This is a genomic window from Mesorhizobium sp. WSM4806 (genome assembly GCF_055811635.1).
Genome location: NZ_JBVVQZ010000006.1, coordinates 149255 through 170835, shown reverse-complemented (window position 1 = coordinate 170835; position 21581 = coordinate 149255). Strand labels below are relative to the sequence as shown.

Here is a 21581-nt window from a genome sequence, read left to right as displayed (position 1 = left end):
TGGCGGCGAAGTCGAAGCACAACGGTCAAGATTGCTCCCGTCCGCTCAAGCGGGCGCGGCTGTGCCGAGAGCTGCGGCCAGGACATCAGCGAGGCCACGGCCGGCGCTGCCGTCCTCGTCGAGGCGCGGATTGTAGATGGTGACCTCGATCCCGACCGCCTTGCCGCTCGCCAGGATGATGCGGAGCGCCGCCGACAGTTCGTCCCAAGACAGCCCGCCCGGTATGCGGAAATCGACCGCCGGCATGATCGCATCGTCGAGACAATCGGCGTCGAGATGGATGAAGAAGCCGTCGAGTTCCGCCCGCGTCAGGTGGCCAACGGCGGCCCGGGCGGCGGCTTCGACGCCCAGGCGGCGGATGGCGTGCAGATCGTAGGCCATGAACTCGGCTGGCAAAGGCTGGCTGCCGAATTCGGCCTGGTCCTCGTGGTCGCGAAATGCGAAGGCGACGACGTCCCCGGAGCGCACCAACGGGCGGCGGCCCTCCAGGTCGGTCAGCAGCGCCGGCCCGTAGCCGGTGACGAAGGCCAGCTCCATCGACGCGCCTTCGCTGTTGGGCTCCGCTTCCGGCTGGAAGAAATCGGCGTGGCCGTCGATGAAGAACAGGCCGTAGCGGCCGCGCCGGCGCAGCGCGAGCATCGGACCCAGCAGGATCGTACAGTCGCCGCCCAGCACCACCGGGAATTCGCGGGTGTGCAGCACCTCCTCCACGGCGTCGGCGAGCTTGGGTGACCACGCCGCGATCGCCTTGGCATTCAGCGTCAGGGTGGCAGGGTCGGGCTTCGGGTCTTTCGGCGGGACGGCCAGCCGCCCGGCGCGGCGCGCATGGATGCGTTCGGCGAGGCCCAGTTCCAGCAGCCGACCGGGCAAGGCTTCAACGCCGTCGGTCGCCAGACCCAGCGAGGACGGCGCTTCAAGGATGGCATAGGGGCGGGTCGGCATCAGGTGCTCCCAGGTATCGCGAGTGAGAACCGGCGCAACGCCAGCGGTTTCCGCTACTGAGCGCTGCTGCCGGTTTGACGGCCCCATAAGCGACGCTTTTGCAGCCAAAAAACTCGCCTCGCAGCCGGCGTAACCCAGTACGTGGGCGAAAGCGAGGAGATTTCAAGCCGCCGCCCAACTTCCCTGTTGAAGGCAGGATCGCAAGTTTTCCGACCGGTGGGAGACCGTTTTTGAGCGCATTCAGAGAGGACGATGCGCGGCCAAAACGGGGCGCTCTTCTCAAAGGCCCTCATCCCAATACGGTGCGCGTCCTATGCATCGAGCAAGGTGGTCGACGAAGGCACGGACCTTCATCGACATGAGCCTGTTGCTGGGATAGACGGCATAAATCGTGCTGGCTGGATGCTCCCAGGCATCCAGCACGCGGCGCAGCGCGCCGGTACGCAGCGGCTCCGCCACCGCCCATGTGGGCAATAGGGCGATGCCGATGCCGTCGAGTGCGGCAACGCGCAGCATCTCCGCATTGTTGCTGCGAAAGCTGCCGCCCACGGTCACCCGCACCTCGCCAATTTTGCCGGTAAGGCGCCATTCATCGCCCCAAGGCAAAAGGCTGGTGCAGAGGCAGTTGTGCTTGGCGAGGTCGCCCGGCTCGCGCGGCGCTTCATGCTTGGTGAGATAGGCGGGCGCAGCACAGGCGACGAGCCGGGATGGCGCGAGCTTGCGCACGACAAGCGGCGAATCCTCGAGCGCGCCGATACGGATCGCCAGATCCAGCCCCTCATCGACCAGGCTCACATGCGTTGGGCTCAAGGCAATGTCGACGGAAAGGTCCGGATAGCGCCTCAGGAATTCCGGGACGGCCGGCGCCACATGCATCCAGCCGAAGCTGTCGGGCGCCGATATGCGAAGCGTGCCGCGCGGTTCGCGCTGCAACGCGCTCGCCTCTTGTTCCGCCGCTTCAGCTTCGGCGAGAATCCGGGCGCAGTGGCGGTAGTAGGCTGCGCCCGCTTCGGTCATCGAGAGTCGACGCGTGGTGCGGTTGAGGAGGCGAATGCCCAGGCGCTGTTCGAGCCGCTGGACATGGGCGCTGACTGCCGATTTGGAGAGTCCGAGCCGGTGAGCCGCAGCCGAGAAACTGCCGCTGTCCACGACGCGAGCGAACGCCGCGATGCCATTGAGCGGGTCCATCATCGGATTGTCCTGAAATTCGGACGGCATGTCCATACAATTCCGGCTAATCGACGGACGAGAACGGCCTATCTCCTGGTGAACGACCTGAACCACGAAGGAGATCGACGATGGATGCCAAAGCTACAGCGGCTGAAGCGTTCGTGCGCGCGCCGGCGGCCGGCTCGACGCTCAACGTTTTGGGCATCACCCATATCTACAAGGCCACCGGCGCCGAGACCGCCGGGTCCTTCTCGCTCTGGGAGTCCGCGGTTCCGCCGGGCGCGGGAGTGCCACCGCACATCCATGCCCGAGAGGATGAAGGCTTTTATGTGCTGAGCGGCGAACTCGTCATCGAATTCGAGGGCCAATCCGCGCCCCATCGCGTTGCGCCCGGCGGCTTCTTCTTCGGCGCACGCGGCCGGCGCCATGCCATCCGCAATGTCGGCGACAAGCCAGCTCGCGTGCTCGTCTTCTGCGCACCGAGTTGCGGCCTTGATCAGATGTTCGCGGAATTGGACGCCGCGACTGCCGCCGGCACGCCGGAGATGGCAAAGGTCGTGGCCATCACCGCCAAATACGGCGTCACCATCGAGGCGCCGGCTGATCCGCCGCACTGAGGTCGAACGATCGTCTGTCAAGCCGGAAACAGAAATGCGGCGGCGGGATCGAAATAAATCTGTCTGCTCGAGGCGATGCCCTCCTGTGCTCGCGCCATGTCGGATGTCGGCCTGACGTCGATCTCCTGGCCGGCGGCGGTGCGTGCGATGACGCGCCGCCGCTCGCCGAAGAAGGCGGTGTCGATGAATTCGACCGCAAGCCCGGCCGTGGCCGCGCCGGGTCTCAGCCGAAACGCTTCCGGCCGCACCATCAGCCGGGTCTTCTGGCCTTGGCTGAACTCCCGATCGTTCCTGACGCCGGAGACGACCGAGCCATCGGCGAGGCGGATCGTGGCGGCGCCGTCGACGGTTTCAAGATGCTCGGCCGGCAGGAAATTGGAATTTCCGATGAAGCTGGCGACGAATTCGCTCGCAGGTCTCAGATAGAGGTCCTCACCGCTGCCGATCTGCTCGATGCGCCCGTCACGAAACAGGGCGATGCGATCCGAAAGATGCAGCGCCTCGTCCTGATCGTGGGTGACGTAAAGGATCGTTACGCCGGTTTCGCGATGGATGCGCCGTATCTCGGCCTGGATTTCCTCGCGCAGCTTCTTGTCGAGCGCCGAAAGCGGCTCGTCCATCAAAAGGATCGGCGGATCGTAGGCCAGCGCCCTGGCAAGCGCCACGCGCTGCTGCTGTCCGCCGGAAAGCGCGCCAGGATATCGGCCGCCGAAACTCTCGAGCCGTACCAGCGACAGCATCTCGGCGACTTTTCGGTTCACCTCTGCGTCCGGACGGCGGCGCACGCGCAACGGAAAGGCAACGTTCTCGGCGACGGTGAGATGCTGGAACAGCGTGTAGCGCTGGAACACCATGCCGATATTGCGCTTGTGCGACGGCACCGACAGCAGCGACCTGCCTTCGAGAAGAACGTCGCCGGATGTCGGGTGCTGAAAGCCGGCGATCGCATAAAGTGTCGTCGATTTGCCAGAACCGGAAGGGCCGAGAAAGGTCAGGAACTCGCCCTTGGGTATGTCGATGGTGACATCGTGTACGGCGACGAAGCTGCCGAACGCCTTGCGCAGGTCGCGAATGGAGAGGAACGGTTCGGTCATTTCGACAATTTCCGCCGAATGAGTGCGGTTACGATCATCAGGCTCAGCGTCAGAAGAACGAGAAGGCTGGAGGCCGCAGCGATGACCGGGCTGAGATCCTGGCGCAGGCTGCCCCAGATCTTGACCGGCAAGGTCTGCAAGGTGGGGCTTGCCATGAAGATTGCGACCACCACCTCGTCCCATGAGGCGAGGAAGGCAAAGATCGCCGCCGAAAAAATCCCGATCTTGATCGCCGGCAAGGTGACCCGGAGTTTTGCCTCGAAGGGGCTCGCGCCGCAGACGATCGCCGCATCCTCGATGGATTTGTCGAAACCTTCGAGTGCCGCAGTGATCGGAATGATGGCGAAGGGCAGTGCCAGGACCGTATGGGCGATGACGAAGCCTACCGTGGTGCCGCCGAGCCCGATCCGCAGGAAGAATGCATAGATGGCGATGGCGAAGACGACAACCGGCAGCACCATTGGCGTCAGCAGCAGGCCGCGAAGCGTATTGCGCCCGCGAAACTGTCCCCTGACCAGCGCGAAAGAAGCCAGCAGCCCGATGACGACGGCAAGAATCGCGGCCATGGTGGCAATGCGCGCGCTGGTCAGCGCCGCTTCGAGCCAGGCCGGATCGGCGAAGAGCTCCTCATACCATTTCAACGTCCAGCTTGGTGGCGGAAAAGCCAGCCACCGCGACGACCCGAACGACAAAAGCACGATGAAAACCACCGGCAGCAGCAGAAACGCGGCAACCAGGCCGGTGAAACCCAGAAGTGCTGCGCGCAGCCAGCCCAGCCGGTCGTAGTCGAGCAGCATCTCAGATGCCTCCTGTCATGCGCTTGGCGCCGACGAGGCGCAGCTGCAGCGCGTAGAGCGCCATGGTCACCAAAAGTAGGATGAAAGCCGCCGCGCTTCCGAGCCCCCAGTTGAGCAAGGACTGGATCATCTGGGCAATCATTGCGGCGAGCATCATGTTGGAGGTGCCGCCGAGCAGCGTCGGTGTCACGAAATAGCCGAGCGACATGACGAAAACCATCAGGCCGCCTGCAGCGATTCCGGGAAGCGACAAGGGCAGCAGAATGCGGCGGAAGGCGTCGAAGGGGCTCGCACCGCACAGAGCGGCGGCGCGCAGCGTCATCGGATCGATGGCGCGCAGCGTTCCGACCAGTGGCAGTATCATGAAGGGCAGCATGATGTAGACCATGCCGATGGTGACGCCGGTCAGGTTGTTGATCAGCGGCAGCGGCTCGCTGATCAGGCCGATATCCATCAGCGTCCGATTGATGACGCCGGTGCGTTGGAGCAGCACCATCCAGGCATAGGTGCGGGTGAGCAGATTGGTCCACATCGACAGGATGATGATGCCGAAGACGATCGAGCCGAGGGCAGGCGGCATGATCGCCAGCATCCAGGCGACTGGAAACGCCACGATCACGGTTACGGCGGTGACGACGGTGGCGACCAGAAAGGTGTTGAAGAAGACCCGCGCATAGGTGCCGTCGCCAAACAGGGTGGCGTAGTTCTGCAGGCCCGGCACGGGTTCGGTCAAGCTGCGCAACAGCAGCGCAACAACCGGCACCACGAAGAACAGGGTGATGAGGGTCAGCGCCGGCAAGGCGCCGCCGATACCGTCGGGCCTTCGGAGGATTGGCTGTCGATGAAGCAAATTGCCCGACATGGCGATAATCCCGGCAGCTCAGGCGGGACGCCTAGCGACGCCCCGCCGGTTCATGGGTGAGGTCGGCGGCTATTTGGCCTGCCAGGCGTACCAGCGCTCGGCGATCTTATCGCGGTTTTCAGCCCAGTAGTTCATGTCGAGGTTGATCTGCCCGTCGACATAGGCGTCCGGCAGCGACTTGACGACATCGGCCGGCATTTCGGCCTTGGCTGCCGTGTTGATGGGTGCGTAGCCGCTTGCTTCAGCAAACATGGCCTGGCTTTTCGGGCTTGTCGCAGCGGCCAGGAATTTCATGGCGCTCGCCTTGTTCTTCGAACCCTTGGGAATGACGAGCACGTCGGCGGCGGTCATGTTCTGGTTCCAGGATACGCCGACATCGGTGCCGTCCTGCTCGAGGGCGAAGACCCGTCCGTTCCAGAGCTGCCCGAAGGCTGCCTCACCGGAGGCGATCAGCTGCTGCGACTGCGCGCCGCTGTCCCACCAGACGATTTCCGATTTGATCGTGTCGAGTTTCTTGAACGCCCGGTCGAGGTCGAGCGGATAGAGCTTGTCTGCCGGCACGCCGTCGGCCAACAGCGCAATCTCGATGACGCCCGGCGCCGACCATTTGTAGAAAGTGCGTTTGCCGGGAAATTTCGTCAGGTCGAACATGTCGGCCCAGCCGGTTGGCTCGGCCGACACCGCCCCTTTGTTCCAGGCAAGAACGAAGGAGTAGTAGAAGCTGCCGACCGCATGCTCGGTGGTGAAGCGAGGATCGAGATCGGCTTTCGGCACGACGTTGAAATCGATCGGCTCGAGCAGGCCGTCCTTGGCCGCCTTGATGGCGAAATCCATCTCGACATCGACGACATCCCAGGCGACGCTGCCGCCTTCCACCATGGCCTTCAGCTTGCCGTAGTCGGTCGGGCCGTCCTGCAGGACCTTGATGCCGGAACTGGCTTCGAACGGAGCAGCCCAGGATTTGGTCTGCGCCTCCTGGGTGGTTCCGCCCCAGCTGGTGAACACCATTTCATCGGCGTGTGCGGCGGTGGCTGCCAGGAGTGCGGCCAAAATGCCGGTCAAAATCAGTTTCATGTCATTCTCCTCTGTTGGTTGTCTGGTTCTTGTTTTTATGAATTGCGCGATTGCCTCATCGCATGACGAACGGGTCCGGGATCGGCTCGTCGGATATCCGTATCCAGACGGATTTCGGGCGCGTGTAGTCGCGGATGGCGTCGAGCCCGCCCTCGCGGCCGAACCCCGACTGACCATAGCCGCCGAACGGCACGAGCGGCGAAACGGCGCGGTATGTGTTGACCCAGACGATGCCGGCATGGATGTCGCGCGCCATGCGGTGCGCCTTGGCGAGATTGGTGGTGAACACGCCCGAAGCGAGGCCGAACGGCGTATCGTTGGCAAGCGCCAGGGCTTCGGCTTCCGTGTCGAAGATGAGAACGCTGAGCACCGGACCGAACAATTCCTCGCGCACGCAGGGCAGCGCTGAATCCTCGGCATCGATGATGGTCGGTGCGTAGTAGAAGCCGTGCGGATGATTGTCGGGCCTTTTTCCGCCGGTGACCAACGTCCCGCCATTGGCGAGGCTCTCGGCAACGATCTTCTCGATCCATTCCCGCTGACGTGGCGTTGCCAGCGGTCCCATTTCGGTGGCTGGATCCTGCGGATCACCAATTTTGATGGCCTCGGCCTTGTGCTTCAGCCTGTCCAGGAACTCGGCCTTTATCGAACGCTCGACAAGCAGCCGGGAGCCGGCGACGCAGCTTTGTCCAGACGCTGCGAAAATCCCGGCCACCACCGCGTTGGCCGCGCTGTCCAAGTCGGCGTCGGCGAAAACGACAACTGGACTTTTCCCGCCCAGCTCCAGCGTCGTATAGGCGAGATTTTCCGCCGTGTTGCGGACGATAGCGCGAGCGGTCGAAGGTCCGCCGGTGAAGGCGACGCGTGAAACCAGCGGATGACTTGTCAGGCGCCGGCCGCAATCGTGTCCGAACCCGGTCAGTATGTTGACGCTTCCGGCGGGAAATCCGGCCTCATGAACGAGTTCGGCGAAGGCCAGCAGCGGCGCTGGACCGTCCTCCGAGGCTTTCAGGACGACCGTGCAGCCGGCCGCCAGCGCCGGGCCGAGCTTGACGGCCGAAAGGAAGAGCTGCGAATTCCACGGCACGACGGCAGCGACGACGCCGATTGGCTCGCGCCGGATGGTGACGTCCATATCGGCCTTGTCGATCGGCACATGCGAGCCTTCATGCTTGTCGGCAAGCCCGCCATAGTAGCGATAATAGTCGCCGACATAGGCGATCTGGGCGCGGGTCTCGCGGATGATCTTGCCGGTGTCGCGCGTTTCCAGTTCGGCCAGGCGGCCGGCATTGGCGACGACCAGGTCGCCGAGGCGCACCAGCAGCTTGCCGCGCGCCGTCGCCGTCAGCGAGGCCCACGCGGCCGAGTGCAGCGTCCGGTGCGCCGCCTCGACGGCGCGGTCGACATCGGCCTCGGTTGCGGCGGGCATCGTCGCCCAGGGCGCTCCGGTTGATGGATCGATGCTTTCGAAGGTGGCTGTCGGCGTATCGAACGCCCCATCTATGAAGTTGCTGAAGGCCACAAGGGTCATTGCGGCCTCCCATGCCCGAAGGCCGGCATCACCTTGTCGACGAACAGCTGCAGCGACTTCTTCTTGCGCTCGTGCGGCAGACCGCTGTCGATCCAGATCGAGTACTGGTCATAGCCGAGCGCCTCATATGCCTTAAGCCGGGTGATCACCTCTTCGGCTTCGCCGATGACCAGGTTCTGTCGGATTTTGTCCGGCGCATATTGCGGCATGGCTGCGATCTCGTCGTCGGAGAGCGCTTCCAATATGCCTTGGCGAACCGGCTTCTTGTTCTGGAACCACGCGCCGAACTGGCAGTAGAACAGCGACAGGTCCCTCGTCAGTTGCTCCGCATCGGCGGCGTCTTCGGCAACGAATGTGTGCATCAGCAGCATGATCTCGGGGCGGGCCATGTCGGGATGCGCCGCGCACGCCGCGTTGAAGCGCTCCATCAGGCTGGTTACTTCGTCGTCGCCGGAGGCGAGCGGCGTCACCTGGACCTTGCAGCCGTTGGAGACGGCGAAGTCGTGCGAGTTCGGATCGCGCGCCGCCACCCAGATCGGCGGGTGCGGCTTTTGCACCGGCTTGGGCGACGAGGTGGTCGAGGGAAACGACCAGAATTCGCCGGACATCTCGAAATCGCCTTCCCAGAGGCCCTTGATGGCCGGGATGATCTCGCGCATGCGCTGGCCCGCGCCCCAGGCGTCGAGCCCAGGGAACAGGCGTTTGTACTCGTAGCTGTAGGCGCCGCGGGCGATGCCGATGTCGAGCCGGCCGCCGGTGACGACATCGGTCATGGCTGCCTCGCCGGCGAGCTTGATCGGATGCCAGAACGGCGCGATGACGGTTCCTGTGCCGAGCCGGATGCGCTTCGTCCTGGCGCCGAGATAGGCGATGTTGATGAACGGGTTTGGCGAGATGGTGAACTCCATGCCGTGGTGTTCGCCGATCCAGGCCGTCTCGAAGCCTGCCGCCTCGGCCATCACGACCAGTTCCTCAAGCTCATCGATGAGGTCGGCATGCGGCTTTGCCGGGTCCGAGCGTTCCATATGGACGAAGAGCGAGAACTTCATATCTGTTGACCCGGACTGGAAGTGGTGATTGCTACCGGCTTGGCGAGCGGACGGATTTCACCTTCGACCTCGTTGCCGACATAGACTCCAAACGCATCCTCCCGACATTCGCGAACATAGCGGGCGAGCATCGAGCGCACGGCAGCGTCGGCGATGTTCAGTCCGGCAATCCTGTCGATGTCGACGAGCCGGACCTGGCGATCGCTGGAGTGGGGCGCGGCTACCGTGCCGCGGTAGTAGACGTGCGTTCGCGATGGGCTTGCGGCGTCGTCCCAGACCGCAAACAGGAATCCGAGATGAGCCTCGATGGCTTTCGCGGCGAGGCGTCCCCTGAGGCTTCGCGAGTCGCCGGGTGGCCCGAGCCCTCGGCCCGCCGGCAGTTCGAAAAAGCCGTCGGCGGTTTCGAAAAACAGCACGCGGCCTTCATCTTCGAGGATGGCGCCGACCTCCATGTCGGGCGGCGCGGCCGCCAGTGCTTCCTGGCTGAGGCCGGGCGAGACGTAGGCGCCACGGCAATAGCCGAGGGGCTGCGATGAATTGTGGGAGAATTCGCGAACGCGGCCGATGAGGATCGAATGGTCGCCGGCGTCGACCAATTGCTCCATGTCACAGTCGAACGTCGCCACCGATCCAGCGAGCAGCGGGCTGCCGGTCGGGCCGAAGCGCCACTCGACAGCCGAGAACTTGTCCTGCGATTTCGAAGCGAAGACGCCGGACGCGGCTCGCTGTTCCTCCGAGAGCACGTTGACGGCAAAGCATTTCGAGGTCGAAAACACCGGATGACCCAGCGCTTTCTTGGCGATGCAGACCAGCACAAGCGGCGGATCGAGCGAAACGGATGTAAACGAATTGGCGGTGAAGCCTCGAGGCTCTCCTTCCGGCCCGATCGCGGTGACGATTGTAACGCCGGTCAGGAAGGAACCGAGCGCCCGCCTGAATTCGCCCGCGTCGAAGGCTGTGTCCATTGCCGGTCGCGCCGATGTGCTTGCGCCGTCGTTGCTCTCGAGAAAATCGACAATGCGCCGTGTGACCACGTCAGGCGAGGCTACGGCCATCATATGTCGTTCGCCCTCCAGAACGACGCAGCGACCGCGCGGCGCGAGGCGTGCCATCGCCGCCGACATCGCAGGCGAGGAATTCCTGTCCTGCGAGCCGGTCATGAACAGGGCCGGCATTGCGAGACCGGAAAGACGATCGCCATGCGCCGCATCGGCATGGGCGAAAAGTCGATAGGTGCGCGCATAGCCCTCGGAGCTGACGCTTTGCAGTGCCACGCGCGTCATCCTTGCCGCCTCGGCCAGGCTGTCGGGTACCGGGTTGCCGAACCAGCGCGCGATCGTTGCGTCCGTCCCCGACGGGTTTTCCGCGCCATTCAGTTCGGCGGCGCGCTCGCGCACTGCCTGCGCAAGCTCCGCCGGGCGGCGAAAAACCGCATTGAGCGAGACGAGGCTACGAACCCGTTCGGGTGCATTGAGAGCGATTTCCTGCCCGACCAGCGCCCCCATTGAATGGCCAACGATCGAGACGGCATCCAGGCCAAGGTGATCGAGAAGCCGAATTGCCTGTCCGGCATAATCGGCGAGGCTGGCGTCCTCGGGCGGCAACGGCGACTGGCCGTGTCCCAGGATGTCGATTGCGATCACATCCCATCTGTTTTTCATCAGCTCGATCTGGGGTGCCCAGATCGCCGCGTTCATGCCGACACCGTGGATGAGAAGGACCGGCGCGCCGAACCCGGCACGGATGAAACCGGTGCCGTCAGGCGCCGTTCCGCGATGCCAGCCACGGTCCGTCAGCTCAGCCATGCAGGTCGCCGACCTCCTTGAGATCCTGGTAGCGGTCGCCGATGCGATGATGCGGTCGTCCGCCGATCGAGGCGCCAAGCGCCACCACCAACTCGTCCGGCGCCGGCGCGTCGCCGATCTGGAAGTGCACCGTCAGGTAGTGCGAACGTCGGCCTTCATCGTTCTTGTCCATGAGCGGGATCATGATCGGCGTGTTCGGCCCGCCGCGCAGGTTGGTGAAGGCAAGATAGGTCTTGGCGCCGACGGCACGCCGATAGTGGTTGCCGAAATGCAGCGTGTGGATGAGCGCCGAGGCATGCTCGATCTCGCCTGATGTGCCGCAGATTGCGGCCTTGCCGTAGCCTTCGATCGCTTCGCCGGATCCGGCAACTGCGAGGATTTCATGGGTCAGCATCTCCCCCAGAACCGGCGCATAGGCGCGGATCTCGGGCGAAAGGTCCTCGGTGAAACCGCGCCCGGCCCAGGGGTTGTCGAGCACCGCCGCCACGCCGATCAGGCGCAGCGGCCGGGGGGCCGCCTTGCCGCCTTCGATTAGCGTGTTCTCGACATGGGTGACGATCTTTCGAATGGCCGGCTTCATCGAATCCTCGGTGTCGGGTCGGCTGAGGCATCCGGAAAAGTTCCGCTTTTGCCTAGCTGTCTTATGGTATACCATACTATTGAAGACCAAATCCCTTGTCAACGGATCGTCGAATCTGTTTCTTGCCGATGCTGGGAGTATATGAATTGGCCGACGACACACTGAGGATCGAACGATCCGCCAAGACGCTGAGAACGCTGGCGCTGGAGCGCATGCGCGACGCGATCATGGGGTTTCACTTCCAGCCTGGCGAACGGTTGGTCGAGCGGCCGCTTTGCGACCAGCTCGGCGTCAGTCGCTCGGTGGTGCGCGAGGTCCTGCGGCAGTTGGAGACCGAGGGCCTCGTCCAGATGATACCTGGCCATGGACCCGCGGTGGCCAGGCCGGATCTCAGCCGCACCGACGAGATTTATGAACTGCGCGCTCTGATGGAGGGCATCGCGGCGCGCGCCTGCGCGCTGACGGCGACTGAGGGTCAGATCGCCGCGCTTGAGCGCGCGTTCGATGTGCTGCTCAAGGCGTGGGCATCAGCCAATCCGATCGAGGTGATGCGGGCGACCACAAAATTCTACGAGGTGCTTTTCGATGCCGCCGACAAGCGCATCGCCTGGGAGATCGTCCAGGGTCTGAACGTCCGCATCAACCAGCTGCGTTCCATGACCATCGCTTCGGAGAATCGCCGCGATGCCGCAATTGCCGAAATGACCGACATTATGAACGCGATCAAGTCGCGCAACGGCGATGCCGCCGAAGCCGCGGCCCGGCGGCATGTCGAGCAGGCCTGGCGAATTGCGCAACAGACGCTTCGCGATAGCTGAAGCAGAAACTACACATTACGGAATCGTCCGTCGCCCTCGCAGAGGGCAGTGCTTTCGTCACAATTTCAGGGGCAATATTGTACGGTTTGGTCGTTCGCTGTCATGGCGCTGCGCGAACGGCGGCTGCAATGAGAAGGGATCCACGATGAGCAAAGGGGCGCCGACATCGGCGGACGAGTTTCTGACCGGGCTGAAGGGGCAGCGCGTGCTGGTGACGGCAGGCGCCGGCGGCATCGGCCTGGCCATTGCCGACACGCTGTCGCGGCTCGGCGCGCGCATCGTCGTTTGCGACGTCTCCGACGAGGCGCTGGCAGCCGCTCCGGACAAGATCGCCCTGGTCGCCGCGGTCAAGGCCGATGTCTCGCGCGAAGACGACGTCGACCTTCTGTTCGAGACCGTGAAGGAAAAGCTCGGCGGCCTTGACGCGCTGATCAACAATGCCGGCATTGCCGGGCCGACCGGCGGCGTCGACGAAATCGATCCGGCGGAGTGGCGGCGCTGCATCGACATCTGCCTGACCGGCCAGTTCCTCTGCGCCAGGCGTGCCGTGCCGCTGATCAAGGCGGCGGGCGGCGGCTCGATCGTCTCGATGTCGTCCGCCGCCGGCCGCCATGGCTACGCATTCCGCACCCCCTATTCGGCGGCCAAGTTCGGCGTCATCGGTTTCACGCAAAGCCTTGCCAAGGAACTCGGGCCGCACGGCGTAAGGGTCAACGCTATCCTGCCCGGCATCATCGAGGGACCACGCATCGACAAGGTCATCGCCGACCGGGCCAGGCAGCTCGGTGTGTCGAACGAAGAGATGACGGAGCGCTATCTCCAGAACATCTCGCTGCGCCGCATGACCAGCCCCTATGACGTCGCCGCGATGGTCGCCTTCCTGTTGTCCGATGCGGCGATCAACATCTCCGGCCAGTCGCTCGGCGTCGACGGCAATGTCGAAACCCTTTGAGGAGCCGACCATGGTGAAAGTAGCGATTGTCGGCAGCGGGTTCATCGGGCGGGCCTGGGCGATCAGTTTTGCCCGCGCCGGCCACGATGTGCAGATGTGGGACCAGTCGCCGGCCGCGACCGAAGGTGCGCACGATTACATCGCCGGCGTGCTCGGCGACCTCGCTACGAACGATCTGCTGCGGGGACAGGCAATCGACGTCGTGCTTGGTCGCATTGCCGTCGTTGCGGAGCTCGAAGAAGCGCTGGCCGATGCGGTCCATATCCAGGAGAACACGCCCGAAAACCTCGAGTTGAAGCGCGAGGTGTTCTCGCAGATCGATGCAATGGCCGGTCCGCAAGCGGTGATCGCCAGTTCCACCTCGGCGTTGCTGCCGTCGAAATTCACCGACCATCTGCAAGGGCGGCACCGCTGCCTAGTCGTGCATCCGATCAATCCGCCCTACCTCATCCCGGCCGCGGAAGTCGTGCCGGCGCCATGGACGTCTTCCGAAACAATCGAAAGGACCCGCGCCTTCCTCGTCGATGCGGGCCACGCGCCGCTGGTGATGAAGCACGAGCTCGACGGCTTCATCATGAACCGCCTGCAGGGCGCGCTGCTGGAGGAGGCTTTTCGACTTGTCGCCGACGGCTATGCGAGCGTCGAGGATGTCGATATCGGCATTCGCGACGGGCTGGCGCTGCGCTGGTCGTTCATGGGTCCGTTCGAAACGATCGACCTTAATGCGCCGGGCGGTGTACGCGACTATATCGAGCGCTATCAATCGATCTATGCCAACATTTTTCCGCAGATGCTGCGCCGCGTCGACTGGGCCGGCGAAGTCATCGAGACGGTGGAGGCCGACCGCCGCAAGCGGCTGCCGCGGGAAGAACTCGGCGAACGGCAGGTTTGGCGCGACCGCCGGCTGATGGCGCTGGCCGCGCACAAGAAAAAATCGGATCAGGAGTTTGGAAGATGACGGAAACAAGCCGCAAGCCCGGTGCTACGCAGACCAGGGGCAAAATTATTATCACCTGTGCGGTGACAGGGGCGATCCATACACCGACCATGTCGCCCTATCTGCCGATCACGCCGGACCAGATCGCGTCCGAGGCGATCGCGGCGGCGGAGGCAGGTGCGGCGATCCTGCACCTGCATGCCCGCGACCCCGAGACCGGCAAGCCCGACCAGACGCCGGCGGCCTTCGCCCGCTTCCTGCCGCGCATCAAGCAGGCCACCAATGCCGCCATCAACATCACCACCGGCGGCAGTCCCTATATGAAGGTCGAGGAACGCGTGCGCCCGGCCGCCGAGTTCAAGCCAGAGGTCGCCTCGCTCAACATGGGCTCGATCAATTTCGGGCTCTATCACCTCGTCGACAAATACGAGACTTTCAAGTTCGACTGGGAAAAGCCGCATCTGGAAGCGACGCGTGACCTGGTCTTCCGCAACTCGTTCAAGGACATCGAATACATCCTTGCGACCTGCTACGACAACGGCACGCGCTTCGAGTTCGAGTGCTACGACATCGCCCATCTCTACAATCTCTCGCACTTCGCCGATCGCGGGCTGGTCAAGCCGCCGTTCTTCGTGCAGTCGGTGTTCGGTCTGCTTGGCGGCATCGGCACCCATCCCGAAGATGTCGCCCATATGAAGCGCACCGCCGACCGGCTGTTCGGCGACCAGTTCCGCTGGTCGGTGCTCGGCGCCGGCGCCAGCCAGTTGCGCATCGCCGCGCAGTCGGCAGCCCTTGGCGGCAACATCCGCGTCGGGCTCGAAGACAGTCTGTGGGCCGGCAAGGGCAAGCTTGCCAAATCGAACGCCGAGCAGGTGGTGCTTGCCCGCAAGATCATCGAGGGCCTTGGCATGGAGGTGGCGACGCCCGACGAGGCGCGCGAGATCCTGTCACTGAAGGGCGGCGACAAGGTCGCGTTCTGAGGCGGCTCGCCTATCGCCGCACGGTGCCAACAGAGGAGGACGGCATGAAGATCGAAGTCGTGGTGGTCGTTACCGCGCCTCCCCGGCGATGGCGTCCTGCGCGGCAGCCTGTTCGCGATAACCGGCCTTGGCATCAAGGGCGTGGCGGAACCACGCTTCGCCGGATGACGGCAGCTGCAAAAGAGGATAGAGGCGAATAAGGAAAACGAGCGCGTGCTCGATTTCAGATATGGACCCGATGCTTTTCGGCGATCTCGTCCATCGATGGTGGCCACCTCGTTTCATCGCTGGGAGTTTGTCCATGAATTTCGACATTCCCGCCCGCACCGAAGATTACCGCGTCCGCATTGCCGACTTCGTCGAGCGTGAGATCCTGCCGCTCGAGGCCGACAAGACGTCCTATGACGCACATGGAAATATCGCCTTGCCGCTGCTGGAGACGCTTCGCGCCAAGGCGCGTATGGCGGGCCTGTGGTGCCTGCAGCTCAAGCCCGAAACCGGCGGCGCCGGTCTCGGCAAGATGGATATTGCGGTTTGCTATGAGGAGATGAACCGGTCGATCTTCGGACCCGTGGTGTTCAATTCGGCAGCGCCCGACGATGGCAACATGATGGTTCTGGAGGCGCTCGGCACGCCGGCGCAGCAGGAAAAATGGCTGAAGCCGATCGTCGAGGGCAAGGTGCGCTCGGCCTTTGCCATGACCGAACCGCACCCCGGCGGCGGCTCGGACCCTGCGATGATCATGACGCGTGCTGAACGGCGCGGCGACAAATATGTGGTGACCGGCCGCAAATGGTTCATCACCGGTGCCGAGGAGGCCAGCCATTTCATTCTGATCGCGCGAACCTCGGACGATTCGCGCCATGGTCTGTCGGCCCTGATGTTCCACAAGGACCAGCCGGGCTGGCGCATCATGCGCCGCATCGAGATCATGGGCCCGGAGGAGCATGGCGGGCATTGCGAGCTCGAATTCGATGGGCTCGAAATCCCTGTCGAAGACGTGCTGGTTGGCGAGGGCAGGGGCATGAAGGTGACGCAGGTGCGGCTCGGCCCGGCGCGGCTTACCCACTGCATGCGCTGGCTTGGATTGTCCAAGCGTTGCGTCGAGATCGCGCGCGCCTACGCTGCCGAACGCCACAGTTTCGGCCAGCGCCTCGCCGACCGCGAAAGCGTCCAGCTGAAGCTCGGCGACCTCGCCATGCGCATCGAGATCGGCCGCCTCCTGGTGATGAAGGCTGCGTGGGAACTGGACCGCGGCAGCTTTGCCCGCAAGGACGTGTCGATGGCCAAGGTCCAGGTCGCCAATGTGCTGCATGACGCGGCCGATGTGGCCATCCAGATCAATGGCGCGCGAGGCTATTCGAAGGACACGGTGCTCGAATGGATCTACCGCTATGCGCGCCAGGCGCGGCTGGTCGACGGTGCCGATGAGGTCCACAAGATGGTGCTGAACCGTTTCCTCGACGAAGAAGAGAGGGGCTTCTGGCGCTGGACCGTCGAAGGCGAGACATAGCGGACGCGGGGTGGCAGCTTAGGAGGAAAAGATGCCGTTGAATGCGGATTTCGATCCTGCTGCATTGAAGGGCTTTCTCGCGAACCGCTTCGGCGATGCCGCAATGACGCTCGAGCGGATCGGCGGCGGGCAGTCCAACCCCACCTACTTCGTCGACTATGGTGCGCATCGCATGGTGCTGCGCAAGAAACCGGCCGGGCCGATCCTGCACGGGGCGCATGCCGTCGACCGCGAATTCCGCGTGCTTGAAGCGCTCGCACCGACCAATGTCCCGGTGCCGCGGCCGGTGCTCTATCACGACGGTGTCGAGCCGCTCGGCACGTCGTTCTACCTGATGGAGCGGCTGGATGGTCGCGTCTTCCACGACTGTTCGCTGCCTGGCCTCATCCCCGCGCAGCGACGCGCCATCTATTTCGGCATGGCCGAAGCGATGGCCAAACTGCATGCTGTCCGTCCCGACGAGGTCGGTCTCGGCGATTACGGCCGGCCCGGCGACTATTTCGAGCGCCAGATTGGCCGCTGGACCCGGCAGCTCAGGGAATCGCCGAGTGACAGAATTCCGGCACTCGAAGCGGTCGCCGACTGGCTGCCGCAGCATATGCCCGCAGATGATGGACGCGTGTCGATCGCCCATGGCGACCTCCGCCTCGGAAATCTGCTGTTCCATCCCGGCAGGCCGGCGGTGATCGGCATTCTCGATTGGGAGCTGTCGACGATCGGCCATCCGCTCGCCGATCTCGGCTTTTGTTCGATGACCTGGCATTCGACGCCAGACGAATATGGCGGCATCCTCGGCCTTGATCATGCCGCCCTCGGCATCCCCAGCCAGCGCGAATTCCTCGATCATTATTTCGCCCATGCCGTACCCACTGCGCCCTTGCAACGCTTCCATCTGGTTTTTTCGCTGTTCCGTTTCGCGGTGATCTTCGTCGGCATCGCCGACCGGGCGCGGGCAGGCAGCGCGGCGTCGGCCGATGCCGCCAGCAAGTCGCCGCTCGCCGGTCGCTTTGCCGTGCGCGCTCAAGAGATCATCCAAGGGGCAAGACCGTGGAGCGCCGCCTGAGAGGAGCGTTCGCGCTCAGGTCCTTTCCCTACTCGCGGCGTCAGCAATCCAATCCGTCAATCCAGTCCGAGAGGCTTCGCGAAAAACTTCGCGGCACCATGAGTTCGCACGCGGCATCGCCGGTGCGCAGGAAGAGCACGGACACATGGTGCAGGGATGTCAGCACGGCGCGGCCCGGGGCGGCCGCCGGCGCGCGCCAGTCGACGGCGATGCATTTGGAGAGAACCCGAGCGACGCCGGCCCCGGCCATGCTGAAACGCACGCGACCCTCACCGAGAGAGACCGAGCAGCCGAGATCCGGGTCGACGGCAAGCGAAGATGCTTGCGCGCCGTCGTCGAAAGCCAGCCACAAGCGGCGAGGCGCGACGCGGATGACGAGAAAACCTTTGTGACGGACCGTCTCTCCGACCGAGGCAGGAAGTTTCATGCCGAGCGATGCCGAAAGGTTCGATTCGAATTGCCCCAGCGTGCCGTCCCAGCCCTCGATCTGGATGAGTGGGCAATCGACCACGGACAGGCTGAAATCCTGCGAAGACATAATGCTAGCCATGCAGCCGCTCCCCCTGCGGATCGAGGAATACCGGCGAGACGATTCGGGCACGGACCGTTTCGGCCTTCATCGGATAGACGGCCACGACCTCGCTTCCTTCGCTGGCGACATCGCCGGAAAGCAAGGCCAGCCCGACATAGTGGCCGCGTTCGGGGCTGAAGGTGACGGAGGTGACGCGGCCGCGCCCGTGGCCGTAAGGTTTCTCGCCCGGCAGGAACAGGATGGCGCCACCGCGAAGGCGTTTTCCTTCTTCGATGCATTCCAGTCCGACCAGGCGCTGGCGGTCGGGCGCCTGGAAGGCGGGGCGCCGTCGCAGCACGTTGCCGACGAAGCCGGTACGCTTGCCCGCCATGCGGCCGAGGCCAAGATCGTCGAGCGTCGTGCGCCCATCGATTTCAGGTCCGGCGACATGGCCCTTTTCGACGCGCAGCGCGCCGAGCGCCTCGACGCCGTAAGGTTTCAAGTCGAGCGGCCTGCCTGCTTCGAGTAGGCTGCTCCAAAGCTGTTCACCGGCAGTTGCGCCGACATAGATTTCGTAGGCGCGCTCGCCGGAATAACTGAGACGCAGGATGCGGAGCGCACGGCCCTGCCATTCGCTTTCGAGCAATCCCATATGCGCAAGTGCCGCGTCGGAAACATCGAGAGCGGGAAATGCCGCAGCAAGAATTGCACGGCTTTTCGGTCCGGCAACCGACATCGCCGCCCATTCATCGCTCACCGAGGTCACGGCTACGCGCAAATCCGGCCAGGCCATATCGAGCAGGAATTCAAGACGCGACAGCACGTCGGCGGCCTTGGCGGTCGAGGTGGTCATGAAGAACCGGTTCTCGGCCAGCCGCGTCGTGGTGCCGTCGTCGAAGACGATGCCGTCGTCGCGCAGCATGACGCCGTAGCGCGCACGGCCAACCGGCAGTTTGGCAAAGCCGTTGGCGTAGATGCGATCGAGGAAAATCGCGGCATCCGGGCCCTGGACGTCGATCTTGCCGAGAGTAGAGATGTCCATCAGGCCAGCGGCCTGGCGCACACTCCGCATTTCGGCGACATACGCTTCGTTCACGTCGAGCCCGGATTGCCTGTAGAAATAGGGCCGCATCCAGAGCCCGACCTCCAGCATCTCGGCGCCGTTCGCCATGTGCCAGTCGTGCATCGACGTGCGGCGGATCGGCTTGAAATGATGGCCGATGGCGCGCCCGGCAAGCGCACCGATGGCGACCGGCGTATAGGGCGGTCGAAAGGTCGTGGCGCCGGTCTCTGGGATGGTTGTGTTGCGCAGGGCCGCCATCGCGGCAAGCGCCGCAAAATTGCTGGTCTTGCCCTGGTCGGTGCCCATGCCGAGCGTGGTGTAGCGCTTCAGGTGCTCGACCGATTCATAGCCCTCGCGATAGGCGAGTTCGATATCCCCGGTCGTCACGTCCATCTGGAAATCGACGAAGGCCTTTCCACGGCCGAGAGAAGGGATTTCGCGAAACGGGGCCGTGGCGGTCTCGCCGAGATCGAGTTTCGACGGTGCGGACGCCTGTGCCGACTTGCCGCAGAACCATGCCGCCTCGGTGCCGGCGCGATGACCGTCCTCGATGGCATCGGCGGTCGAAAAAATTCCCATCATCGAGCCGGCGCCGAACCGGTCCGCCGGAAACGCGCCCGGCACGAAGCCGCCAATGTCGTCGCGATATTGAGGTTTGACGCCAAGGTGCGAGGTGAGATGCACGGTCGGCGACCAGCCGCCGGACACGCAGACCAGGTTGCAGGCGGCCTCGGACTGGCCGTCCGGTCCGTTGAGCGTTGCACGCCTGACGGCATGGCCGCCGTTAAGGTCGACGATGCGCGTTGCGGCCCGCACCACCACGCCGAGCCGTGCGGCTTCTGCGGCAAGTGCGGCGGGCGGCGCTGCACGCAGATCGGCAACCGTCACCTCTACGCCGCCTGCGGCATAGTCGAAGGCGGTGCGCCAAGCGCCGTCATTGCTGGTGGCGACGACTATTTTCTTGCCGGGCAGGACGGCGAAACGGTTGAGGTAGGTCCGGGCGGCCGACGCAAGCATCACGCCGGGTCGGTCGTTGTTCGAGAATACCATTGGTCGCTCGATGGCGCCGGTGGCGAAAACGATCGAGCGGGCGCGAAGCATGGTGAATGTCTGCAGCACTTCGCCGGCCGGCCGCGGATTGGCTGGGTCGCGTTGCCCGACCAGTCCGATGACATTGCCGTCATAGATGCCGAAGGCGGTCGTCCGCTTCATCAGGGCGACGGTTTTGAAGCCGTCCAGCTCGGCCTCGGCCTGTCTCAGCCATGCGGCCGCAGCGCTGTCGGAAGCTTCCGCCAGAAGCTGGCCGCCGAGCAGGAAATCCTGTTCGATCAGCGCCACCCGCGCGCCGGCCGCTGCGGCAGCACGCGCCGCCGACAATCCCGCCGGGCCGCCGCCGATGATTGCGACATCGGCAAAGGCATGACTGATGTCGTAGCGGTCGGGATCAGGGTCGGTGCCGGCTCTGCCAAGCCCGGCCGCCTTGCGAATGAAGTGCTCGTAGAACATCCAGGCGCGGCGCGTCGGGCCCATGAAGGTCTTGTAGTAGAAGCCGGCCGACAGGAACGGCGCCAACAGGCCGTTGGCGCTTTGCACATCAAAGGCAAGCGACGGCCAGCGGTTCTGGCTTTCAGCGATTAGGCCGTCTGCGAGTTCCAGCGTCGTTGCCGGCAGGTTCGGCTGGCGCCTGCCTGCGGTTGCGAGCGTGACCAGCGCATTCGGCTCCTCGGCCCCGGCGGAAAAAATGCCGCGCGGACGATGATATTTGAAGCTGCGCCCGACCAGGGTGACGCCGTTGGCGAGCAGCGCTGAGGCAAGCGTGTCGCCGCGATATCCGATCAGCTTGCGGCCGTCGAAGGTAAACTCGACCGGCTGCTCGCGGTCGATACGGCCACCCATCGACAACCGCTTGTGGTTCGAACTCATGCCGGTGATTTCCTGGCGGGTGGTTTCCTGGCCGACAATTTCCTGGCCAGCTCGACCGATGCGATGGCGTGGTTGCGCGTGTCGCGTTCGACCACCAGCCATTGGCGGCAACCGATCACGTGCTGCCAGAATTCGCGGTGCAGGCCAGCCGGATTTGCCCTGATATAAACGTAACGGTACCAGGCCTCGGGATCTGGATCGTCGTGCGCCGGGCGCGTGACGGAAGCATCGCCGCCGTAGCGGAACTCGTCATGGTCGCGCAGACCGCAGCAGGGGCATTCGATGCGCAGCATTGTCTTG

Annotated in this window: 21 protein-coding genes; 7 read left to right on the top strand and 14 right to left on the bottom strand. The window is 64.1% G+C overall.

Going from position 1 to position 21581, the window contains the following annotated elements:
• Positions 1-45 precede the first annotated feature (45 nt).
• Positions 46-942 carry an arginase family protein gene (locus AC0L2M_RS11875; protein ID WP_473534936.1) on the bottom strand — a complete coding sequence of 299 codons (897 nt, stop codon included), beginning with the start codon at positions 940-942 and terminating at the stop codon, positions 46-48.
• A 279-nt stretch (positions 943-1221) separates the two neighbouring features.
• The gene (locus AC0L2M_RS11870) at positions 1222-2160 is read right to left on the bottom strand and encodes a LysR family transcriptional regulator (RefSeq protein ID WP_473534935.1); all 939 of its coding nucleotides are present in this window, start codon (positions 2158-2160) and stop codon (positions 1222-1224) included.
• 80 nt (positions 2161-2240) lie between these two features.
• On the opposite strand from AC0L2M_RS11870, the gene AC0L2M_RS11865 reads away from it, so the two are divergent.
• The gene (locus AC0L2M_RS11865; protein ID WP_473534934.1) at positions 2241-2729 is read left to right on the top strand and encodes a cupin domain-containing protein; all 489 of its coding nucleotides are present in this window, start codon (positions 2241-2243) and stop codon (positions 2727-2729) included.
• 17 nt (positions 2730-2746) lie between these two features.
• Here AC0L2M_RS11865 and AC0L2M_RS11860 read toward each other — a convergent pair whose 3' ends face one another.
• The 8 genes from AC0L2M_RS11860 to AC0L2M_RS11825 all read right to left on the bottom strand — a co-directional run bounded on the left by AC0L2M_RS11860 (position 2747) and on the right by AC0L2M_RS11825 (position 11521).
• Positions 2747-3823, bottom strand: coding sequence for an ABC transporter ATP-binding protein (locus AC0L2M_RS11860; protein WP_023800441.1), 1077 nt, complete (start codon positions 3821-3823; stop codon positions 2747-2749).
• Positions 3820-4620, bottom strand: coding sequence for an ABC transporter permease (locus tag AC0L2M_RS11855; RefSeq protein ID WP_023800442.1), 801 nt, complete (start codon positions 4618-4620; stop codon positions 3820-3822). Before AC0L2M_RS11855 ends, AC0L2M_RS11860 begins: the two co-directional genes overlap by 4 nt.
• A 1-nt stretch (position 4621) precedes the next feature.
• Positions 4622-5482: an ABC transporter permease gene (locus AC0L2M_RS11850; RefSeq protein WP_128245434.1), complete on the bottom strand. Its 861-nt coding sequence runs from the start codon at positions 5480-5482 to the stop codon at positions 4622-4624.
• Positions 5483-5551: 69 nt separating this feature from the next.
• Positions 5552-6556, bottom strand: a complete 1005-nt coding sequence (locus AC0L2M_RS11845; protein ID WP_473534933.1) for an ABC transporter substrate-binding protein — start codon at positions 6554-6556, stop codon at positions 5552-5554.
• A 55-nt stretch (positions 6557-6611) separates the two neighbouring features.
• Positions 6612-8087 (bottom strand): aldehyde dehydrogenase, encoded by a 1476-nt coding sequence (locus AC0L2M_RS11840; RefSeq protein WP_023800444.1) that lies wholly within the window; start codon positions 8085-8087, stop codon positions 6612-6614.
• Positions 8084-9136 (bottom strand): LLM class flavin-dependent oxidoreductase, encoded by a 1053-nt coding sequence (locus AC0L2M_RS11835; RefSeq protein ID WP_128171852.1) that lies wholly within the window; start codon positions 9134-9136, stop codon positions 8084-8086. The genes AC0L2M_RS11840 and AC0L2M_RS11835 overlap by 4 nt, the downstream gene beginning before the upstream one ends.
• Complete coding sequence (locus AC0L2M_RS11830; RefSeq protein WP_473534932.1) at positions 9133-10941, bottom strand: alpha/beta fold hydrolase; 1809 nt, start codon at positions 10939-10941, stop codon at positions 9133-9135. Before AC0L2M_RS11830 ends, AC0L2M_RS11835 begins: the two co-directional genes overlap by 4 nt.
• Positions 10934-11521, bottom strand: coding sequence for an amino acid synthesis family protein (locus AC0L2M_RS11825; protein ID WP_023800447.1), 588 nt, complete (start codon positions 11519-11521; stop codon positions 10934-10936). The genes AC0L2M_RS11830 and AC0L2M_RS11825 overlap by 8 nt, the downstream gene beginning before the upstream one ends.
• Positions 11522-11667: 146 nt before the next feature.
• On the opposite strand from AC0L2M_RS11825, the gene AC0L2M_RS11820 reads away from it, so the two are divergent.
• The 4 genes from AC0L2M_RS11820 to kce all read left to right on the top strand — a co-directional run bounded on the left by AC0L2M_RS11820 (position 11668) and on the right by kce (position 15208).
• Positions 11668-12339, top strand: coding sequence for a GntR family transcriptional regulator (locus AC0L2M_RS11820; protein ID WP_473534931.1), 672 nt, complete (start codon positions 11668-11670; stop codon positions 12337-12339).
• A 145-nt stretch (positions 12340-12484) separates the two neighbouring features.
• Positions 12485-13291: an SDR family oxidoreductase gene (locus AC0L2M_RS11815; protein WP_473534930.1), complete on the top strand. Its 807-nt coding sequence runs from the start codon at positions 12485-12487 to the stop codon at positions 13289-13291.
• A gap of 10 nt (positions 13292-13301) precedes the next feature.
• Positions 13302-14249 carry a 3-hydroxyacyl-CoA dehydrogenase gene (locus AC0L2M_RS11810; protein WP_473534929.1) on the top strand — a complete coding sequence of 316 codons (948 nt, stop codon included), beginning with the start codon at positions 13302-13304 and terminating at the stop codon, positions 14247-14249.
• Entirely contained in the window at positions 14246-15208 is a 963-nt protein-coding gene (kce, locus tag AC0L2M_RS11805; RefSeq protein ID WP_128171861.1) for a 3,5-dioxohexanoate:acetyl-CoA acetone transferase, read from the top strand. The genes AC0L2M_RS11810 and kce overlap by 4 nt, the downstream gene beginning before the upstream one ends.
• Positions 15209-15277: 69 nt before the next feature.
• On the opposite strand, the gene AC0L2M_RS11800 is transcribed toward kce, so the two are convergent.
• The gene (locus AC0L2M_RS11800) at positions 15278-15523 is read right to left on the bottom strand and encodes a hypothetical protein (RefSeq protein ID WP_473534928.1); all 246 of its coding nucleotides are present in this window, start codon (positions 15521-15523) and stop codon (positions 15278-15280) included.
• On the opposite strand from AC0L2M_RS11800, the gene AC0L2M_RS11795 reads away from it, so the two are divergent.
• Both AC0L2M_RS11795 and AC0L2M_RS11790 read left to right on the top strand, forming a co-directional pair.
• Positions 15510-16721, top strand: coding sequence for an acyl-CoA dehydrogenase family protein (locus tag AC0L2M_RS11795; protein ID WP_473534927.1), 1212 nt, complete (start codon positions 15510-15512; stop codon positions 16719-16721). The genes AC0L2M_RS11800 and AC0L2M_RS11795 overlap by 14 nt on opposite strands.
• 31 nt (positions 16722-16752) lie before the next feature.
• Positions 16753-17784, top strand: a complete 1032-nt coding sequence (locus AC0L2M_RS11790; protein WP_473534926.1) for a phosphotransferase family protein — start codon at positions 16753-16755, stop codon at positions 17782-17784.
• Between the two features lie 40 nt (positions 17785-17824).
• On the opposite strand, the gene AC0L2M_RS11785 is transcribed toward AC0L2M_RS11790, so the two are convergent.
• Genes AC0L2M_RS11785 through AC0L2M_RS11775 form a run of 3 tightly spaced genes read right to left on the bottom strand, consistent with a single transcriptional unit; the run spans position 17825 to position 21574 of the window.
• On the bottom strand, positions 17825-18334 hold the full coding sequence (locus AC0L2M_RS11785) for an aminomethyltransferase family protein (RefSeq protein WP_287316057.1): 510 nt from the start codon (positions 18332-18334) through the stop codon (positions 17825-17827).
• A complete protein-coding gene (locus tag AC0L2M_RS11780; RefSeq protein WP_473534925.1) occupies positions 18327-21281 on the bottom strand; it encodes a sarcosine oxidase subunit alpha family protein in 2955 nt (984 codons plus the stop codon). The genes AC0L2M_RS11785 and AC0L2M_RS11780 overlap by 8 nt, the downstream gene beginning before the upstream one ends.
• Complete coding sequence (locus AC0L2M_RS11775; protein ID WP_236370425.1) at positions 21278-21574, bottom strand: sarcosine oxidase subunit delta; 297 nt, start codon at positions 21572-21574, stop codon at positions 21278-21280. Before AC0L2M_RS11775 ends, AC0L2M_RS11780 begins: the two co-directional genes overlap by 4 nt.
• Positions 21575-21581 lie beyond the last annotated feature (7 nt).

Coding starts and splice junctions, on each gene's coding strand:
- AC0L2M_RS11815 (WP_473534930.1), top strand. CDS start 12,485: ATGAGCAAAGGGGCGCCGACATCGGCGGACGAGTTTCTGACCGGGCTG.
- AC0L2M_RS11835 (WP_128171852.1), bottom strand. CDS start 9,136: ATGAAGTTCTCGCTCTTCGTCCATATGGAACGCTCGGACCCGGCAAAG.
- AC0L2M_RS11810 (WP_473534929.1), top strand. CDS start 13,302: ATGGTGAAAGTAGCGATTGTCGGCAGCGGGTTCATCGGGCGGGCCTGG.
- AC0L2M_RS11800 (WP_473534928.1), bottom strand. CDS start 15,523: ATGTCGAAATTCATGGACAAACTCCCAGCGATGAAACGAGGTGGCCAC.
- AC0L2M_RS11875 (WP_473534936.1), bottom strand. CDS start 942: ATGCCGACCCGCCCCTATGCCATCCTTGAAGCGCCGTCCTCGCTGGGT.
- AC0L2M_RS11865 (WP_473534934.1), top strand. CDS start 2,241: ATGGATGCCAAAGCTACAGCGGCTGAAGCGTTCGTGCGCGCGCCGGCG.
- AC0L2M_RS11870 (WP_473534935.1), bottom strand. CDS start 2,160: ATGCCGTCCGAATTTCAGGACAATCCGATGATGGACCCGCTCAATGGC.
- kce (WP_128171861.1), top strand. CDS start 14,246: ATGACGGAAACAAGCCGCAAGCCCGGTGCTACGCAGACCAGGGGCAAA.
- AC0L2M_RS11785 (WP_287316057.1), bottom strand. CDS start 18,334: ATGGCTAGCATTATGTCTTCGCAGGATTTCAGCCTGTCCGTGGTCGAT.
- AC0L2M_RS11860 (WP_023800441.1), bottom strand. CDS start 3,823: ATGACCGAACCGTTCCTCTCCATTCGCGACCTGCGCAAGGCGTTCGGC.
- AC0L2M_RS11840 (WP_023800444.1), bottom strand. CDS start 8,087: ATGACCCTTGTGGCCTTCAGCAACTTCATAGATGGGGCGTTCGATACG.
- AC0L2M_RS11780 (WP_473534925.1), bottom strand. CDS start 21,281: ATGAGTTCGAACCACAAGCGGTTGTCGATGGGTGGCCGTATCGACCGC.
- AC0L2M_RS11790 (WP_473534926.1), top strand. CDS start 16,753: ATGCCGTTGAATGCGGATTTCGATCCTGCTGCATTGAAGGGCTTTCTC.
- AC0L2M_RS11795 (WP_473534927.1), top strand. CDS start 15,510: ATGAATTTCGACATTCCCGCCCGCACCGAAGATTACCGCGTCCGCATT.
- AC0L2M_RS11830 (WP_473534932.1), bottom strand. CDS start 10,941: ATGGCTGAGCTGACGGACCGTGGCTGGCATCGCGGAACGGCGCCTGAC.
- AC0L2M_RS11855 (WP_023800442.1), bottom strand. CDS start 4,620: ATGCTGCTCGACTACGACCGGCTGGGCTGGCTGCGCGCAGCACTTCTG.
- AC0L2M_RS11775 (WP_236370425.1), bottom strand. CDS start 21,574: ATGCTGCGCATCGAATGCCCCTGCTGCGGTCTGCGCGACCATGACGAG.
- AC0L2M_RS11845 (WP_473534933.1), bottom strand. CDS start 6,556: ATGAAACTGATTTTGACCGGCATTTTGGCCGCACTCCTGGCAGCCACC.
- AC0L2M_RS11850 (WP_128245434.1), bottom strand. CDS start 5,482: ATGTCGGGCAATTTGCTTCATCGACAGCCAATCCTCCGAAGGCCCGAC.
- AC0L2M_RS11825 (WP_023800447.1), bottom strand. CDS start 11,521: ATGAAGCCGGCCATTCGAAAGATCGTCACCCATGTCGAGAACACGCTA.